The 17,780-nt window shown below is 51.8% G+C and carries 15 protein-coding genes and 1 pseudogene; 10 read left to right on the top strand and 6 right to left on the bottom strand.

The window, feature by feature from the left end:
* Positions 1–28: 28 nt before the first annotated feature.
* Positions 29–2,794: an ABC transporter ATP-binding protein/permease gene (locus BT142_RS13445; RefSeq protein ID WP_072418707.1), complete on the bottom strand. Its 2,766-nt coding sequence runs from the start codon at positions 2,792–2,794 to the stop codon at positions 29–31.
* A gap of 456 nt (positions 2,795–3,250) precedes the next feature.
* Here BT142_RS13445 and BT142_RS13440 point away from each other — a divergent pair, with 456 nt between their 5' ends.
* The 9 genes from BT142_RS13440 to BT142_RS13405 all read left to right on the top strand — a co-directional run bounded on the left by BT142_RS13440 (position 3,251) and on the right by BT142_RS13405 (position 12,277).
* On the top strand, positions 3,251–4,114 hold the full coding sequence (locus BT142_RS13440) for a phosphoribosylaminoimidazolesuccinocarboxamide synthase (protein WP_072418706.1): 864 nt from the start codon (positions 3,251–3,253) through the stop codon (positions 4,112–4,114).
* A 425-nt stretch (positions 4,115–4,539) separates the two neighbouring features.
* Positions 4,540–5,241: a metallophosphoesterase gene (locus tag BT142_RS13435; protein WP_072418705.1), complete on the top strand. Its 702-nt coding sequence runs from the start codon at positions 4,540–4,542 to the stop codon at positions 5,239–5,241.
* A gap of 509 nt (positions 5,242–5,750) precedes the next feature.
* A complete protein-coding gene (locus BT142_RS13430) occupies positions 5,751–6,515 on the top strand; it encodes a helix-turn-helix domain-containing protein (protein WP_072418704.1) in 765 nt (254 codons plus the stop codon).
* 176 nt (positions 6,516–6,691) lie between these two features.
* Positions 6,692–8,026: an NADP-specific glutamate dehydrogenase gene (gene gdhA / locus BT142_RS13425; RefSeq protein WP_072418703.1), complete on the top strand. Its 1,335-nt coding sequence runs from the start codon at positions 6,692–6,694 to the stop codon at positions 8,024–8,026.
* Positions 8,027–8,072: 46 nt separating this feature from the next.
* Positions 8,073–8,225 carry a hypothetical protein gene (locus BT142_RS19170; RefSeq protein ID WP_175444955.1) on the top strand — a complete coding sequence of 51 codons (153 nt, stop codon included), beginning with the start codon at positions 8,073–8,075 and terminating at the stop codon, positions 8,223–8,225.
* Between the two features lie 211 nt (positions 8,226–8,436).
* The gene (locus tag BT142_RS13420) at positions 8,437–9,558 is read left to right on the top strand and encodes an NAD(P) transhydrogenase subunit alpha (protein ID WP_072418702.1); all 1,122 of its coding nucleotides are present in this window, start codon (positions 8,437–8,439) and stop codon (positions 9,556–9,558) included.
* 18 nt (positions 9,559–9,576) lie between these two features.
* On the top strand, positions 9,577–9,885 hold the full coding sequence (locus BT142_RS13415; protein WP_072418701.1) for an NAD(P) transhydrogenase subunit alpha part 2: 309 nt from the start codon (positions 9,577–9,579) through the stop codon (positions 9,883–9,885).
* Positions 9,882–11,318 (top strand): NAD(P)(+) transhydrogenase (Re/Si-specific) subunit beta, encoded by a 1,437-nt coding sequence (locus tag BT142_RS13410; RefSeq protein WP_072418700.1) that lies wholly within the window; start codon positions 9,882–9,884, stop codon positions 11,316–11,318. The genes BT142_RS13415 and BT142_RS13410 overlap by 4 nt, the downstream gene beginning before the upstream one ends.
* Positions 11,315–12,277 (top strand): glutamine synthetase beta-grasp domain-containing protein, encoded by a 963-nt coding sequence (locus tag BT142_RS13405; protein ID WP_072418699.1) that lies wholly within the window; start codon positions 11,315–11,317, stop codon positions 12,275–12,277. The genes BT142_RS13410 and BT142_RS13405 overlap by 4 nt, the downstream gene beginning before the upstream one ends.
* Positions 12,278–12,347: 70 nt before the next feature.
* On the opposite strand, the gene BT142_RS18780 is transcribed toward BT142_RS13405, so the two are convergent.
* The 5 genes and pseudogenes from BT142_RS18780 to BT142_RS13380 form a co-directional block, all read right to left on the bottom strand.
* A complete protein-coding gene (locus tag BT142_RS18780; protein WP_092983246.1) occupies positions 12,348–12,926 on the bottom strand; it encodes a hypothetical protein in 579 nt (192 codons plus the stop codon).
* Positions 12,927–12,998: 72 nt separating this feature from the next.
* A pseudogene (locus BT142_RS13395) lies at positions 12,999–13,422 on the bottom strand (DUF5714 domain-containing protein).
* A 54-nt stretch (positions 13,423–13,476) separates the two neighbouring features.
* Positions 13,477–14,043 (bottom strand): GNAT family N-acetyltransferase, encoded by a 567-nt coding sequence (locus BT142_RS13390; RefSeq protein WP_072418698.1) that lies wholly within the window; start codon positions 14,041–14,043, stop codon positions 13,477–13,479.
* A 174-nt stretch (positions 14,044–14,217) separates the two neighbouring features.
* Positions 14,218–14,817, bottom strand: coding sequence for a cytidylate kinase-like family protein (locus tag BT142_RS13385; protein ID WP_072418697.1), 600 nt, complete (start codon positions 14,815–14,817; stop codon positions 14,218–14,220).
* 18 nt (positions 14,818–14,835) lie between these two features.
* Positions 14,836–16,188: an ArsB/NhaD family transporter gene (locus tag BT142_RS13380; RefSeq protein WP_072418696.1), complete on the bottom strand. Its 1,353-nt coding sequence runs from the start codon at positions 16,186–16,188 to the stop codon at positions 14,836–14,838.
* Positions 16,189–16,924: 736 nt separating this feature from the next.
* On the opposite strand from BT142_RS13380, the gene BT142_RS13375 reads away from it, so the two are divergent.
* Positions 16,925–17,461 (top strand): NUDIX hydrolase, encoded by a 537-nt coding sequence (locus BT142_RS13375; protein WP_072418695.1) that lies wholly within the window; start codon positions 16,925–16,927, stop codon positions 17,459–17,461.
* The last annotated feature ends 319 nt before the right edge of the window (positions 17,462–17,780 follow it).

Here is a 17,780-nt window from a genome sequence, read left to right as displayed (position 1 = left end):
GCTCTTTTCTGTTATCCGTATGCGCGTATCATTCTGTCCTGAGGGCGGTGACGGGGTCTTTCTTGGCTGCTTTCTTTGCAGGGATAAAACCGCCGATAAGGGTGAGTATCACGCTCAGCGCTATCAGCACGAAGGCGCTCAGAACGGGCAGGGATGCGTTCATGTCCTCAGCCTCCGTTACGGAGTGGATGATGATGTTTCCGGGGATGAGCAGCAGCAGCGTGATGATGATGCCGATAAGTCCCGAACAGAGACCTATGATGAACGTCTCGGCATTGAACACCTGCGAGATATTGTGCTTTGAAGCGCCTATCGCACGGAGTATGCCGATCTCCTTCGTCCTTTCGAGTACCGAGATGTAGGTGATGATGCCTATCATGATAGAGGATACCACCAGCGACACCGCCACGAAGGAGATAAGAACATATGAAATAGCGTTTACTATGTCCGTCACCGAGGACATCATCAGTCCGATGAAGTCGGTGTAGATTATCTGATCGTTCTCGTCGGCTTCGTTGTTGTAGTCGGAGATGCATTTTGCGACTGCGTCCTTCGACTCAAAGTCGTCAACGTAAATGTCTATCGTGGAAGGCGCATCGAGGCTGACCGCGCCCATCAGCGAGAGTGTGTCGTCGTAATTGCTCTCCATCAGGTACATATCGTATATTTTGAGAAGCATCTCATCGTCGGGGTCGGAGAGGAAGGTCTCCATCGCACCCGCCATGTCGAGCTCGTCCGTTTCACCCTCGCCGAGGTCTTCGGGGAGACTGTCCTTCAATCCCGAAAGTCCGCCGAGCCCGAGGGGTATCTCCGCATTGAGGTACTGGGTCATAATCGAGTAAAGGCTTGCCTTGTCGCTGGTGTTCATGTTCTGTATGAAGCTCTTGGCGTCGGCTATCTTCTTCTCGTCGCTGTCGGCCGAGAAGTATCTGCCCGTCAGCACATTTATATCTTTGCTCGCCTTCTGTGCCTTCACCACCTCGCTGTTGTCGGTGTAGGAGATGATGTAGTCGGTCAGCGCCTTTGTGTAGCCGACAGGACTGCTTATCAGCTTCGTGTCCGAGTCCTTCGGCTTGATGATGCCTGTTATTTTCAGCGAAATTCCCGTATCGTAGAGCTTTTCGAGCCTTGCGTTGTCGCCGTTGATGTCATCGAACTTGCCCTCGCCGTTTTTCACGAACATATCGCAGCGGGGTATCAGGCGGTATTCCTTGCCGATGATGTCCTTGTAATCCAGCTTCTTCACATCGAAGGTGACCTCTTCGCCGTTATCGACCTTCTCCATCAGTTCACGGTATTCAGCCGTCGGAAGGATGCCGAGGTCATACAGGTCGGAAGAGGAGATCTCGTTTCTGGCGTTCATAATCAGCACGATCTCGTCGTAGCTTTCGGGATATTTTCCGTCAACGAGCTCGTAATTCTCGGTTATCGCACTGCCGACGAGCGAACCGTCATTTCCTGCGATGAGCTGTTTGAAATTGTAGGAGCCGAACCAGTTGTACTGATTCGTGAACATCGAAGTGCTGATCTCGGTTATGGGCGGAACAGCATTCGCGTCCAGCGTAGTGCCGTCACAGTTGACGAACACGCCGTCCTCATCCTTCGTGAACACCCCGAATTTGGTGTCATAGGAGTACACGATGCCGTTGGAACCGATATATTTGTTTATCTCGCTGTTCTCGTCGTCGAGGTATTTCTTGAAAGCGGAGAGATTGTTTTCCGAGATACTCAGGGCTTCCTCAACGCCGAATTCGATAGAGGAATTATCCACATAAACGCCGTCCATATCGTGGTCGGGTTCGTCAGACTTAATGCCCATCTCCGACTTTTCACTGTTTATGAGGGAGCTGTAATCCATCGCGCTCGACTCGATCGTGATAGGGTAAGAGGACATGGTTTTCCGCTGGATGTCGGTGATGTAGTTGTTTACGCCGTTGGACAGCGAAAGTATCAGCGCGATGCCGATGATACCTATCGAGCCCGCGAAGGAAGTCAGCAGAGTCCTGCCCTTCTTGGTGCGCAGGTTGTTGAAGCTGAGTCCCAGCGAGGTGACGGGCGACATGGAGGACTTGCCCATGCTCTTGTGTTCGGGCTCTTTCAGTTCGGTGTCGTTCACTTCAAAGGGGTCGGAATCGTCGGTTATCCTGCCGTCCTTGAGCTTGACCGTTCTGGTGGCGTATTTCTCGGCAAGCTCGGGGTTGTGAGTGACCATGATGACGAGCCTGTCCTTCGCCACCTCTCCGAGCAGATCCATGACCTGAAGGCTGGTCTCGGAATCGAGGGCACCCGTCGGCTCGTCCGCGAGCAGTATGTCGGGGTCGTTGACCAGCGCTCTCGCGATCGCGACTCTCTGCATCTGACCGCCCGACATCTGATTCGGGCGCTTGTGCATATGTTCGGCAAGCCCGACCTTTTCGAGCGCCTGCTTCGCACGCTCCCTTCGCTGTGCTCGGGATATGCCCGAGATGGTGAGGGCGAGTTCGACGTTTGAGAGCACGCTCTGGTGGGGGATAAGGTTATAGCTCTGGAATACGAAACCGATGGTGTGGTTTCGGTAGCTGTCCCAATCCCTGTCCTTGTACTTCTTTGTCGAGATGCCATTGATGATGAGGTCGCCGCTGTCGTATCGGTCAAGACCTCCCACGATGTTCAGGAGCGTGGTCTTGCCCGAACCCGAAGGTCCGAGTATCGCCACGAACTCATTGTCCCTGAAATTCAGGCTGACGCTGTCGAGCGCGGTCTGTTTCAGGTCGCCTGTGATATACTCCTTGCGAATTTCCTTGATCTGGAGCATTTGTTGAACCTCTCTTTCTTTTTCTGTATGTTTATTTGTTTTTCGGTGACAGAAAAAACACCAAATATTATTATATCACATTTTTGCCCTGAATGCAAGAAAATGTGTTTTTCATATATAATTATCCTCGGCAAACTTTAAATATCCCCCACTCCCCTGTCGGGCGGACATTTTTTTCCGAAATTCGGCAGGAACATCAAAAAAATATCGTAAAAAACCTTGATTCGCAAGAACAGTTGTGATATAATGATATAAGATGCGTGCAGTTCGGCCGCAGGCAGAAAAATTATTGATATTTCAAAAAACGTTTATTGAAGTATCCGATGATTTCTGTTATAATACAAACAGGGCTGTTCGGACGAACGGCAAAAAACTGACTGCAATAGCGGTGGGTCACCCATCAGCTTTGTATGGATATATTGATCGCAGTAAAGAAAGGCTAAGAGGTGTTTTATCATGAAGAAGATCATTTCAGGCAAGGTAAGAGAAGTTTACGAGACCGATGAAGGCAATCTGGTACTGGTCACCACCGACCGTATCTCGGCTTTCGACGTCATCCTCGACTCGACCATTCCCGGCAAGGGCAAGGCACTGAATCAGATCGCGCTCTACTGGTTCGACCTGACTAAGGACATCATCCCCAACCACATCATTTCCGACGAGCTTTCGGATATGCCCGAGGAGTTCGCACAGGACAAGGAGCAGTATCAGGGCAGAACCATCCTCACCAAGAAGCTGAAAATGCTCCCCTACGAGTTCATCGTAAGAGGCTATATGTTCGGCAGTATGTGGGGTGAGTACAAGGAGAGCAAGACCTTCTGCGGACAGCCTGTAGGCGGCGACTATCAGCTTGCTGAGAAGCTTGCAGAGCCGATGGTGACTCCTTCTGTAAAGAACAGCGAAGGTCACGACGAGAACATCACCATGGACAGACTCAGAGCTGAGCTGGGCGCTGAAGAAGCTGACAGGATCGCTGACATCTGCGTAAAGATCTACAACAAGTGCTATGAAGACGCTAAGAAGAAGGGTCTTATCATCGCCGACACCAAGTTCGAGTTCGGTTATGACGAGAACGGCGTGCTCACTCTCGGCGACGAGGTTATGACCCCCGACTCCAGCCGTTTCTGGGCTGCTGAGGACTACAAGACAGGCGTTTCTCCGCGTTCCTACGACAAGCAGTTCGTTCGTGACTGGCTCATCGAGAACAAGCTCAACGGCGTGACACCCGCTCCCAAGCTCCCCGAGGAGATCGCATCCAAGACTGCCGAGCTCTACAAGGAGTGCTACACCAAGATCACAGGCAAAGACAGCTACAAGTGATCTTGACGGGACGGCGTTCTGACGTTTGTTTCTTGTTATCCTGATCTTTACAGCCGCGGCGAGTTGGGCTTGCTGCGGCTGTTTTTATTTCGCTATTGTTTTCGATGGGCGGGTTGACAGGGTTTCCTTTATGTGGTAAAATATTATTGAGGATAGCACGGGTTTTGTGGGTGTGCAGTGGTTTTGGAAATCGCTGACGCGATTTTTGGGTGCCTCCGGCGGCTGGGGGGACCCTTTGAAAAGGGTCTCCCCCAGACCCCCTCCTAAACTTTTTCAGACCCTGGCGTATACGGGACGTTTGCGGCTTCCCCTGCTTAATCTAAGTTTTATATCTTGCCCCAATATCAAAAGTCTTTGGAAGGGGGTTCGGGGGAGAACCTTTCTTCAGAAAGGTTTCCCCCGATAAACCCCACAGGAGTATAATAATGATCTACTGCATCAGCGACATACACGGCGAATACGATAAATTCATCGAGATGCTCAACCTGATCGGGCTCAGGGACGAGGACACACTCTACATTCTCGGCGACGTTCTCGACCGCGGTCCTCACCCTATACAAACTCTTCTCAAGATCATGGAAATGCCGAATACACAGTTCATTATCGGCAATCACGAGGTCATGGCGCTTGAGATCATGAAGCACGGTTTCTCGAAGATCGTAAATGCCGACCTGGATGACCTCGACGACATAACCTTCCACAAACTGCTGAGCTGGTATCACAACGGCTGTTCGACTACCGTCAACGAGCTGCTGATGCTCAGCGAAGAACAGCAGAACGCCATCACAGAGTACCTCAAAGAATCCCTCGTATACGAACTCCTCGAACTGAACGGTCAGAAATTCCTGCTCGTTCACGCGGGGATAATGAACTTCGACCCTGAGACCAACATAAACGAATACGCGCTCTACGAGTTTGTCTGGGCACGTCCCGATTTCGACCAGCCCTACTTCAACGACGCGATAACCGTTATCGGTCACACCCCGACGCCGCTGATCGACGACTGCGACACCCCGGGAAGCATCTTCAAGAAGAACAACTTCATCGACATCGACTGCGGTGCCTCGATAGGCGGCAGGCTCGGCTGTCTGCGGCTCGATGACATGATGGAATTCTACGTCTGGTAAAATAAGACCCTGCCGAAACAGCTCGGCAGGGTCGTTTTTGTGTGTTCAGGGGCGCATCAGGGCAACATAAGCGTTGTTCGAGCCGTCGCCGTGGGTGGAAGAGCAGAGCGGGCTGTCCCTCCTATGACGGCAATAGGCGCTCCGTCGTTGATGGTTTTCCGCAGTATGGACAGATCATAATATCACCTCACATTGAACGAAGGTAAACTGATAGTTGTATCGGCGTTAAATATCTCTAAAGTAATTATAGCGTATTTATTAATTAACGTCAGCTGTGCTGAAACGTTTAAGAAAGAAACATTTCAGACACAAAATCAGACCTATAGAAAAATTTTCTATAAATATCACAAATTAATGTGATTTTCCGTAAAAAATCCTATAAATTTCCTACATTTACGGTTGTTAAAAAAATGTTCATTGACTTTGTTCGGGTCGGTTGCTATAATTTAATCAAGCAAAGGCGCTGTTCTATACGGCGCCTTTTTTTCTTTTTTTCAGGGGGGAAGTTTATGAGCAAACGCCAGAAAGTACTGATAGCCGATACAGATTCGACCAGAGCGGCAAAGCTCAGCAGGCTCCCGATATGGGCGGAAAGCGGATTTATTGCCGAGCAGTTCTCGGCGGACATTCCCGACACGATAAAGAACGCAAAATCGGGCTGTGAGCTGATAATCTGCCGTCATGACCCTTCCGCTTTACCTGCTCCGGAACTTATGAAAGCCGTTGCGGCAAGCGGAAATACGCCGCTTTTTATCGTGATGAGCCGAACTGCCGACGCGTCGCTGATACGCGAGTGTTTCATACTGGGTGCGGTGGATTTTCTCACCGAGCCGATCGACGAGCAGAAGCTCTCGGACGCTGTTTTAAGGGCGAGGTCTCAGCTGAAAAGGAACACCTCGAACGAAGAATACGTCAGCACCGCCAACGACTTTTTTGAAGAGCTCGGTCTGACGGAAAACAACGATAAATTCATCACACAGCTCAGAAAATTCATGCTCAGCAGTGAGAACGTCATCGCCACCACCGAATACGCCGCCGACCATTTCGGGTTCAACAAGGACTATTTCGGCAGGATGTTCAAGTCTAAACTCGGCATGACCTTCGGGGATTTCTACAACCGTTTCCGCATGAAATTTGCCGAAAGACTGCTCAGATCGGGCAGATACAAGGTCTACGAGGTCAGCGAGATGCTCGGATTCGCGTCGGTGGATTACTTCTCGGCGGTGTTCAAAAAAACCACGGGAAAGCGCCCTTCGGACGTAAAAAAATACTGAGATACGCCTTTATCGGAAATTTTGCGGTAAATGTCTGATTTTTACGGGGTTTTTAAAATTGACTTTATCCGAGAAAAAATGTAGAATTATATCAAGGCAATGACGTCTTAAAGCTAACGAAAAGAAGGCTTTAGTTTCTCATTGCCTTTTTTTCATGAAAAATGGAGGTAAACACAATGTCTTATGTTGACGAGATCATCGAGCAGGTGATCGAGAAAAATCCGAGTGAGCCCGAGTTCCATCAGGCAGTAAGAGAAGTTCTTGACTCTATCAGAGTCGTTGTAGACGCTAACGAAGAGAAGTTCCGCAAGGACGCTCTCCTTGAGAGACTCGTTAATCCCGAGCGCCAGATCAAGTTCAGAGTGCCGTGGATCGACGACAACGGCAACGCTCACGTTAATACAGGCTACCGTGTACAGTTCAACTCGGCTATCGGACCTTACAAGGGCGGGTTAAGACTCCACCCCTCTGTAAACCTCGGTATCATCAAGTTCTTAGGTTTCGAGCAGATCTTCAAGAACTCGCTCACAGGTCTGCCTATCGGCGGCGGCAAGGGCGGCTCTGATTTCGACCCCAAGGGCAAGAGTGACCGCGAGATCATGGCATTCTGCCAGAGCTTCATGACCGAGCTCTGCAAGTACATCGGCGCTGACACCGACGTTCCCGCAGGCGACATCGGTACAGGTGCCCGCGAGATCGGCTATATGTTCGGTCAGTACAAGCGCATCAGAGGTCTCTTCGAGGGCGTGCTCACAGGCAAGGGTCTTGCTTACGGCGGTTCTCTCGCAAGAACTGAGGCTACAGGCTACGGTCTGCTGTATCTCGTTGACGAGCTCCTCAAGTCCCACGGCAACAGCCTTGAAGGCAAGACTGCTGTAGTATCGGGCGCAGGAAACGTTGCTATCTACGCTATCCAGAAGGCTCAGCAGCTCGGCGCTAAGGTAGTTACCTGCTCCGACTCCACAGGCTGGGTATACGATCCCGACGGCATCGACGTTGCAGCTCTCAAGGAGATCAAGGAAGTTAAGCGTGCAAGACTCACCGAGTACAAGAACTACCGTCCCAACTCCGAGTATCACGAGGGCAGAGGCGTTTGGAGCATCAAGTGCGACATCGCTCTCCCCTGCGCTACACAGAATGAGCTCCACCTCGACGACGCTAAGCAGCTGGTAGCTAACGGCGTGCTTGCAGTTTGCGAGGGTGCTAATATGCCTACCACCGAGGACGCTACCAAGTACCTCCAGGAGAACGGCGTATGGTTCGTTCCCGGCAAGGCTGCAAACGCTGGCGGCGTTGCTACCTCCGCACTGGAGATGAGCCAGAACAGCGAGCGCCTCAGCTGGACCTTCGAGGAAGTTGATTCCAAGCTCAAGGACATCATGGTAAATCTCTACCACAATATCGACGACGCTGCTAAGCGCTACGGCTTTGAGGGCAACTACGTTGCAGGCGCTAACATCGCAGGCTTCGAGAAGGTACTCGACGCGATGAACGCACAGGGCATCGTTTGATAAAAATACTGACGACAATATAACACGTCTAAGGAGGACGATAAGCATGAAAGATACATCAAAAGACCTTAACATCTGCCCTTTTAAGACTGAGCATCCCGATATGCTTATCGGACTCCTCAGAGTGGAAAAACAGGTCAGCACCGATACCGACGCGTATCAGTCGCCCTACTCGCAGAACACCGAGAGCTGGGACTGAGGTCGGTACAGCCAACGGACGGCTCGGCAGTTCGTGAACTTCAGGAGCATAAGGTGACCCACAACGCCTTCCTTTAGTTTGCCATAGGACGGACTGCCGGAACGTCTGTAATTACAGGCAAACAATGTAAATCACAGCAGCCGCACAGGGTAACTATGCCCCCGTGCGGTATTGCCGTTATATAGTTATTCCAACCGAAAGGGGTTTTTTGATGAAGAAAATACTGGTCTGCAAAGAGTCAGACCCCCGTGAGACAAGAACGCCGCTCATTCCCGATGATGTGAAAAGACTGATTGGAATGGGTTTCGAGATCAAGGCTGTCAGCGGCACGGGTGTGAAAAGCGGCTTCTCCGATGAAGCCTACGAGAAGGCGGGTGCAAAGATAGTTGCAAACGAGCAGGATGCCTTTGCCGACAGCGAGATAGTGCTCCGCATTATGAAGCCCGAAAGCGCCAAGGGGCTGAAAAAGGACACTCTGCACCTCAGCTACCTCGACCCGTTCAACGAGAAGGAGCTGCTGAACGATTTCGCAAAGGCAGGCGTACAGGCGGTATCGCTCGAAATGATCCCGCGTACCACCCTCGCTCAGAAGATGGACGTTCAGTCCTCACAGACCTCTCTGGCAGGCTACGTCGCAGTCCTCAACGCTGCCGCAAAGCTGCCGAAGATACTCCCTATGATGGTTACGCCTTCGGGTACTATCCAGCCTGCGAGAGTGTTCATTATCGGCGTCGGAGTTGCGGGACTTCAGGCCATCGCGACCGCAAAGCGCCTCGGTGCGAGAGTTGACGCTTTCGACACCCGTCCAGTTGTTGAGGAACAGGTAAAGTCCCTCGGCGCGAACTTTGTGAAGATCGACCTCGGTGAGATGGGTCAGACCGATCAGGGCTACGCAAAGGAACTCACCCCCGAACAGGTCGCAAAGCAGCAGGAGGCTCAGGCGAAGGTCTGCGAGCGCTCGAACATCGTTATCACCACCGCTAAGGTGTTCGGAAGAAAGGCTCCTCTCCTTATTAAGAAGGACGTGCTCGACAGGATGCAGCCGGGGTCTATCGTGGTGGATATGGCTGTTTCCACAGGCGGCAACGTCGAAGGCTCGAAGCTGTTCGAGAACGTTGTGACCGATAACGGCGTTACTATCATGTCTGGCGACCTGCTCGAAAGACAAGTCCCCTACGACGCTTCAAAGATGCTCTCGGGCAACTTTACCGCCTTCCTGACCCACTTCTACAACAAAGAGTCCAAAGAACTGGACGTCAAGCTCGAAGATGAGATCATGAAGGGCTGTCTGCTGACCCGCGGCGGTGCGATCGTTCATGAGAGATTCAAATAATTTACGGAGGAAAGTATAATGGCAATAGGAGAAATATTACTGCTTGTGTTCGTATTCGTGATCGCAGGCTTTCTCGGGGTCGAGCTCATCTCGAAAGTCCCCTCACAGCTGCACACGCCGCTTATGTCGGGCACGAATGCGATCTCGGGCATCACTATCGTAGGCGCTATCTCGGCGACTGCCGTTGCGCTGCACACCGAGGGTATGCTCTCGAACATCTGTGGTTTCGCGGCTATCGTCCTTGCGGCGATAAACGTTGTAGGCGGCTATCTCGTTACCGACAGGATGCTCGGTATGTTCAAGAAAAAGGGGGATGGTAAGAAATGAGCTGGTCTGAAATTAGCGTGGTTTTAACGACCGTGCTCTACATGGTATCATCCGTTCTGTTCATCCGCGGCATCAAGCTGCTCGGTAAGGCAGACACCGCACGCAAGGGCAACCTTATGTCCTCGGTGGGTATGCTCATCGCTGTCGTGACGGTACTTCTTGAAAAGAAAGTTACCGACACCCTCACCTCGACACCTCTGAAAAACGCATATTTATGGGCGGTAGCGGCTATCGCACTCGGAAGCGTCATCGGCGCTGTCTGGGCGAAAAAGGTCGAAATGACAGGTATGCCCCAGCTGGTAGCGCTCTTTAACGGCTTCGGAGGTCTTTCGAGCCTTCTGGTCGCACTCACACAGTACATGACCGACCCCGATGTGAACACCTTCTCGGCGGTCGCTCTCGGTCTCACCATCGCTATCGGCGCCATCGCATTCACGGGCTCGATAGTTGCGTGGGGCAAGCTCTCGGGCAAGGCGTTCAAGAAGAACGTGACCATCCCCGCAAAGAACGCAGTTAACGCACTTCTTGCGGCAGGCGGTCTTGCAGGCGTTGCGATGTACGCACTCGCTATCTCGGGCGTTATCGGCACCGACCTCGGAAAGATCGGCATCATCATCGTGACTGCCGCATATCTTATCCTCGGCTTCACCATGGTAATCTGCATCGGCGGCGGCGATATGCCTGTTATCATCTCGCTGCTCAACGCTTTCTCGGGTCTTGCGGCAGCATTCGCAGGCCTTTCCATCTCGAACTCGGTACTGGTAGTATCGGGCTGTCTGGTAGGTACTTCGGGTCTTATCCTGACTCTCATCATGTGTAAGGCTATGAACCGCACACTCTACAGCCTTCTTTTCGCAAGCCAGAGCGGCAGCAAGAAGAAGGGCGCAGCAGGCGAAGCGAAGGAGCCCCGCTCCATGTCGGTCGAGGACGCTTATCTTATCCTTGAAGCCGCAAGCTCTGTTGTATTCATCCCCGGTTACGGTATGGCTGTTGCTCAGGCTCAGCACGCCGTCAAGGAGCTCTGCGACAAGCTGGAGGAGAACGGCGCTGAGGTCAGCTTCGCTATCCACCCTGTTGCAGGCCGTATGCCCGGTCACATGAACGTGCTTCTTGCTGAGGCGAACGTTCCCTACGAGCAGCTGAAAACTGCCGACGAGATGAATCCGCAGATGCCGAACACCGACGTTGCTATCGTAATCGGTGCGAACGACGTTGTAAACCCCTCGGCTATCGAGGACGAGACTTCGCCGCTGTACGGTATGCCCATCATCAACGCATTCGAGGCGAGAACCGTATTCGTACTCAAGCGCGGTAAGGGCGCAGGCTTCTCGGGCGTTGAGAATCCGCTCTTCACAAACGACAACACGGTAATGATCTACGGAGACGCGAAGAACACCGTTTCGGCGTTAGTCAGCGAGTTCGACGATAAATGAGCCATGCCATAGCCGCGCATGATATACGGCGGTACTGCGAGGACGAGGACATCAGGTTCATCAGGCTCGCATTCTGCGACATTTTCGGCAGGCAGAAAAACATCTCGATAATGCCGCGCGCGCTCGAACGCGCTGTCGGCTGCGGTATCGCGATCGACGGTTCGGCGGTGAAAGGGTTTTCGGACGGCATCCGTTCCGACCTGTTTCTTCGCCCCGACCCAGACACGCTGACGATACTCCCCTGGAGACCCGAACAGCAGAGGGTCGCAAGGATGTACTGCTCGGTCATAAGACCCGACGGCAGCTTCCATGAATGCGACTCGCGGAACATCCTTGCAAAAGCGGCTGAGACCGCAGGCGGCAGACTGCTCTTCGGGCACGAACACGAGTTCAGGCTCACCCGCGAGGGGGTCCCCTGTGACGAGGCGGACTACCTTGACGTGCAGCCTCTCGACCAGTGCAGCGACGTGCGCAGGCAGATGTGTCTCACACTGGAACAGATGGGGATGCTGCCCGAAAGCTCGCACCACGGCTGCGGCGCAGGACACTGCCGCATCTCCTTCGGGGACACCCTGCCGATGGATACCGCCAACGGGATAATGACCTTCGGGACAGCCCTCGGCAGCATCACGGCGGCGGACAGTCTCCGCGCCGAGCATCACGAACTGCGGATAAACATCTCCGCGGCAAGGGCTGAGCAGGCAGATGACCTTTTCGCAGGGATCACCGCGCATTCGGATGAGATAACGCGCTTTCTCTCCCGCGGGAAGGACTTTGACGCGGATGATCTGCGGGAGGGCGAAAACAGGCTTTCGCTTCGGCTCCCGACCGAGAACACCAATCCGTACATAGCGCTCGCGCTCATCATCGGCGCAGCCATCGACCCGAAAAACTGGTCGGCGGAAGGACTCCTGCCCGAGCGTATCATCGAGCTCTACTCGCAGCAAGATCAGGCATAAACATTAAAGCACTCTCACGGATACGTCCATGAGGGTGCTGTTTTTTCGTCATATCGGCTGTATAAACACGTCACTCATCCTCAATGACAAGGTCAACATAGTCGCCCTTTTCCACGTTGTAAACGTGCTTCCCGACGATGGTCAGCAGACTGCGGATGTCGTCAAGGCTGTCGCTTTCAAACTCGCAGTAGGCGTTTATCGGGTCGGCGGCGTTCTCCTCGGGATAGTCGTCACAGCAGGCGCACATGAACTTGTCGAGGATGTCTTCAAGAGGGTACTGGGAGATCTCATCGTCGTCGGGGGCATTTTCACCGAACTGCGGCTCCTGCTCGAACACAAGGGACGTGACGTAAGCCACGGTATCCTCTTCCATGTTCTCGAAAATAATCCCTTCTTCGTCGTCGATCTCCTTGAAATACACCTTGCCGTTGTGTGTGAGGATGAGCAGGTCTTTGTACAGCTCCCCCTCTCCCTCTTTCCAGCCGTCGAGCTCTGCGACCTCGCTCAGCACGGTCGGGTCGGTGACCTGTTCCAGCGCCAGCGACATCTCAGAATCGTTGTGCAGGATGGTCTTGTAGATGTTCGGCTCCACCTCGGTGTAGTCGCTGCCGCTGTACTTCGGGGCGTTGTAGATCCTGATATTTTTCATAGTCTGACTCCTTTTTCATGTGTTATACGGACATTTCGCGCCGAGACACTGCTGATTCAGATGCGAGAAACCTCACTTTATCGAAGGTATCTCCAGGGCGACTCCGCAGCGTTCCTTTATGTAGCTCACCGCTTCAGTCATGGCCGTGAAAGCGTCGCGCTTGCAGCAGCGCGGACCGCCTGTCTCGGAGAGCTTTGCGAGGGCGGCAGAAGTGTACTTCATGTGGCTCCCCCAGTCCTCACCCGAAAGGGGTCCCGTGCCTTCGATCAGCGCCAGCGCCGCACACGCCCCACAGTCCGCAGGCGGCACCCGGCATCCGCAGCCCCTCGTACATCAGCTTGTCGAGAGCCTCGCCGAGCTCAACTTTTCCGCCAGCGTTGTGAAACGCCGTCAGGATGCAGGCGCCGTCAAGGATGTGGTGCTCGGGGCCTGCATACGGACAAAGTCCTTTTTCGCCACGGTAAGAAAGATCTCGTAGGGGTCGGTGCCCGTGCATTTTCTGCACTCCGAAATGATGAGTGCGGCTCTTTGTTCGGCGGTATATTCCATTTTATTCACCTCTCTTTTTTTTCTGCGCTTCCCATTCTTTTTTCAGGATGGCGTACTGCATGGTGTTCTCGTAGATGGGTTCGCCGTCGGCATCCTTCACGAAGGAAACGAAATCCAAAAACAGCCCCTCGCGTCTCATGCCGAGCTTTTCGCAGAGGTGCTGACTTGAGAGATTGTAGTCCTCGGTGTAGGCGTAGAGCCGCCTTGCCCCCTTCTCGCTGAAAAGATGCTCGAACAGAGCGTGCGCCGCTTCGTAGGCGTAGCCCTTGCCCGAATATTTCAGGTTCAGCATCCAGCAGGGGCTGTAGGTGTCCGCAGTGTCGTCCTCGGGGGCGAAATTCTCGGGGTGAGCGAATATCTCGCCTATGACCTTGCCGCTTTCTTTGAGGACGATGGCGAACCACAGTTCGTCGTCCCTGCGGCGTGCGATCTCCTCTGCCGCTTCTTCCCTCGAACCGAGCTTCATGCAGACAAAGCAGTTGACGGCAGGCTCTCCGAGATATTCAAGAAGGTCGTCCGCATCGGACTCGGTGAACTGCCGCAGTATCAGCCGTTCGGTCTCTATCATGATATGCACCTCTGCTTCATGCCGACCCTTCCGCCGACATCTGTACTCTATATAACATTATTCTTTATTGCGGCGGTTTTGTCAACGATGTGGAAAAAAAGTTCAGAACCCGCGCTGTCCGACCAAAGCAAAAGACTGCCGCGGCGCAGGAGCCTCAGCAGTCTTTGTGAGCGTTTATTCAGCCGCTTCAACGCGTGCCTTGATGTAATCCTCAAGCATATCGACCGTTCTGTCGATACCCAGCTTTGAGCTGTTCACGGAGAGGTCGTAAAGTCTCGAATCTCCCCATTTTCCCTGGCAGTGATAGTTGTGATAGCGCTTTCTCTTCTTGTCCTTTTTGAGGATGAATTTCTTCGCTTCCTCCTCGTCAAGCTCGTAGACTTTCATAACGCGCTCTATCTTCTTTTCCATATCTCCGAGGATAAAGAGGGAGATGAGTGCGGGATATTTTTTCAGCTTGGTCTCGGAGCATCTGCCCACTACCACAAAGGATTCGCCGCTCTCAGCCTTCTTGTCAAGAATATCGAACTGCATCTCAGCGATATTATCCTCGATGGAATTGCTGTAGCCGTTGACCCTTCTTGAAATGATCTTCATTTTGGGAGCTTCGTTGAACTTCTCCACCTGTTCTTCGGTCAGTCCTGTTTTCTCCGCGATCTCGGTGATGAGATGACGGTCATACAGCGGCACTCCGAACCTTTCGGCGAGTTTCTCCGCGATAACGCGTCCGCCGCTTCCGAATTCACGTCCTACCGAAATAATTATCTGAGACATAATATTCCCTCCGATCTGTCAAAGGTATCTTACGAAAAGATAAGCTGTTGAGATTGCAAGAACGATAACGGTCGCAGGTGCGAGCTTCTTGCAGTAGCGTCCCCAGCTGATGGGATAGCCGTTCTTAGCCGCAACGGAAGTTCCCACAACGTTTGCCGAAGCACCGATAGGTGTTGCGCTTCCGCCGATGTCGGTACCGATAGCCAGCGCCCATGCGAGGGTGCTGATAGGTGTTCCCGATGCCGCCGCAAGGTTCTTGATGACAGGCACCATAGTAGCCGCAAAGGGGATGTTGTCAACGAACGCACTTGCGACAGCGGATACCCAGACGATGATCGCGATCATCATCTTGACGTTGCCGCCGCTGATATTCTCGATAAAAAGTGCTATCTTGTCAAGTATCTTCGTTTCCTCAAGTCCGCTTACGACGATGAACAGACCGATGAAGAACACAAGCGTCTTGTAATCGACCTTCTTCACAAGCTCAAGAGCGTGCTTGCCTGCCGCGATAAGCGTTACCACCGCGATGAACAGACCGATGGATGCAACAGTGAGGTGAGTAGTGCTGTGAGTGATGAGAAGTACCACCGCGCAGCCGAAGATGATGCTGCTGATGATGAAGTCCTTCTTGTTGGTGATGGCTTCCGAAGGCTGGGGGAGCGAATTGATGTCTATCTTTGCGCCTTCCTCGGTCACAAGCTCCTTGCGGAACGCAAAGAACAGGAAAATGATGGACACGACAAGGCTGATACCTGCCGCAAAACCCGTGTTCGTAAGGAAGTCGAAGAAGGAGAATCCCAGCGATGTACCGATGATGATGTTCGGCGGGTCACCGCACATGGTGGCACTTCCGCCGAGGTTCGCGCAGAACACTTCGGAAAGTATCATCGGTATCGGGTTGAATTTGAGAAGCTGTGCAAGCTCTACCGTTACAGCCGCAAGGAACATGATAACGGTAATACTGTCGATGAACATCGAAAGTACAGCCGCCATGATAGTGAATGTGATGAAGATGGGTATAGTCCTGCACTTGACAAGGAATGCTATCTTCATGCAGAGCCATCTGAAGAAGCCTGCCTTCGCCATCCCCTCGACCATCAGCATCATACCCGCGATAAACACGATGGTCGCCCAGTTGATGCCCGAGCTTTCGCTTTCCTCGACCTGATACCAGAAGCTTTTTGTGAAAAAGTCCTTCACAGCGAGTGTATTGATTATGGCAGTTCCGTTTCTCATGCAGATGCCGAATACGACGATCAGCGTGAGAAGTCCGCTGCCGAGTGTAACATAGTGCCTCTCGATCTTGTCAAGAACGATCATGATGAACATCCCGACGAAGATGATGACGGCAAAGATCTGTGCTACGATCATATAAAAGAAACCCTCCCGTTCTGCGGAAAATCCGCATAATTACAGTACGGGAACAGCCGGATCGGGATCTCAGCCTTTCCGCACCGGTCGTTTTCACACGACATTTACCATTATAACACAGATACATTATAAAGTCAATGAATTTTTACCGCTTTTATACACATTATTCTTTTACCAATCCGTTAAGAAACAGCCATTACGACTATATTACGACAGGCATTCGGGGCGAAGGACGGAGAATTTGTGCGGACGGACTCTGAAAGTCGCTTTTGTGGGAGGAAATTATTAAATAAAATGATATATTTTTTTACGTAATATCTTGAAGTGACGAAAAAATATGTTATAATATATGGTATGAAAAACAAAACATCCGTCGGGCTTCGGTGATGCTCCATAAAGAAGTATCTCTAAACCAAGACAAATAGGCAGGCTATGATAGCGGAACAGTCAAGTTGGCTGTTCCGCTTTTTTATGAAGAAAATAACTGCTATACAAGGACACATATCCAGAGCGAACCTTATATCGGCAAATATAAGTAATAATAGGAGCTTGATCTCGACGTAGATTTAAGCTCTTTCTATTTAGCTGATTGACTTTATAGGGTAAACTCTGGTATAATAATTGGTAACAGACTAATAAAAGTGATGTATTTCCTATGCGATTTAAGCTATAATTAAGGTTTGTATGTTAGAGTATAATAGGTGAAGTGTAGCAGACTGATGTTTTGGAGGTCATTATGGAGCGATTACTGCTGTTAGATGCGAAAGACTACGATGAAGATATGGACGTATGGGCAAGAGTCGCTGTACGTGGTATCGTTTTTTTTGGAGACAAGCTGTTGCTGCTCGATGACAACAAAGGCGAGGTCAGTCTCCCCGGCGGAGGTCAGGACGAGGGCGAATCCGATGCAGACACCCTTATCCGTGAGATCAGGGAGGAAACGGGCTACTCCGTTATCCCCGACACTATCCGTCCGTTTGGATATATCGAGGAAAAGCGAAGGGACTTCAAGAGCTATCACGAGGGCAGGATATTCCACCAGATCAGCAGACTGTATTTCTGTGAGGTGTCCGCTGAACGTGGAGAAACGCAGCTCAGCGAACAGGAAAAGCGTTATGGAATGCGTACTGCACTGTACACCCTTGATGAAGCGATAGCCAAGAATCGGACGATGCTTGACAATGTAGGCGAGCTTGCGTGGAATCAGAGGGAGTATAAAACACTGCTATTGATAAAAGAGCATTTCAAGTGTACGATTGGGCATGACACTTGATGAAGGAGTGAGAACATACATATGGATAAAGGTAAACTGATAGAAAGCAGTAATGAAGCGAGCCGACCAGCTGATGTACGAAAACAAACGTGAAAGAAAGAAACACAAATAATACCCAAACCTCCCCCTCGTGAGCGCCGGAGACTAAAAAATTCAGGAGGGGGTCTGGGGGAGACCCTTTTTAAAGGGTCCACCCAGCAGGGGCTCGGGGGACAGAGTCCCCGCCCCGAAAGGTCTCATCGGCGATCTTCATTCAAGTTCACACACAGCTCAAAAAAAGACCGACATTCTTCAGAATGTCGGTCTTGATCTTACTTGT

This window comes from Ruminococcus sp. YE71, assembly GCF_900119155.1.
Lineage (GTDB): Bacteria > Bacillota > Clostridia > Oscillospirales > Ruminococcaceae > YE71.
This window is presented reverse-complemented; position numbering and strand designations above follow the sequence as displayed.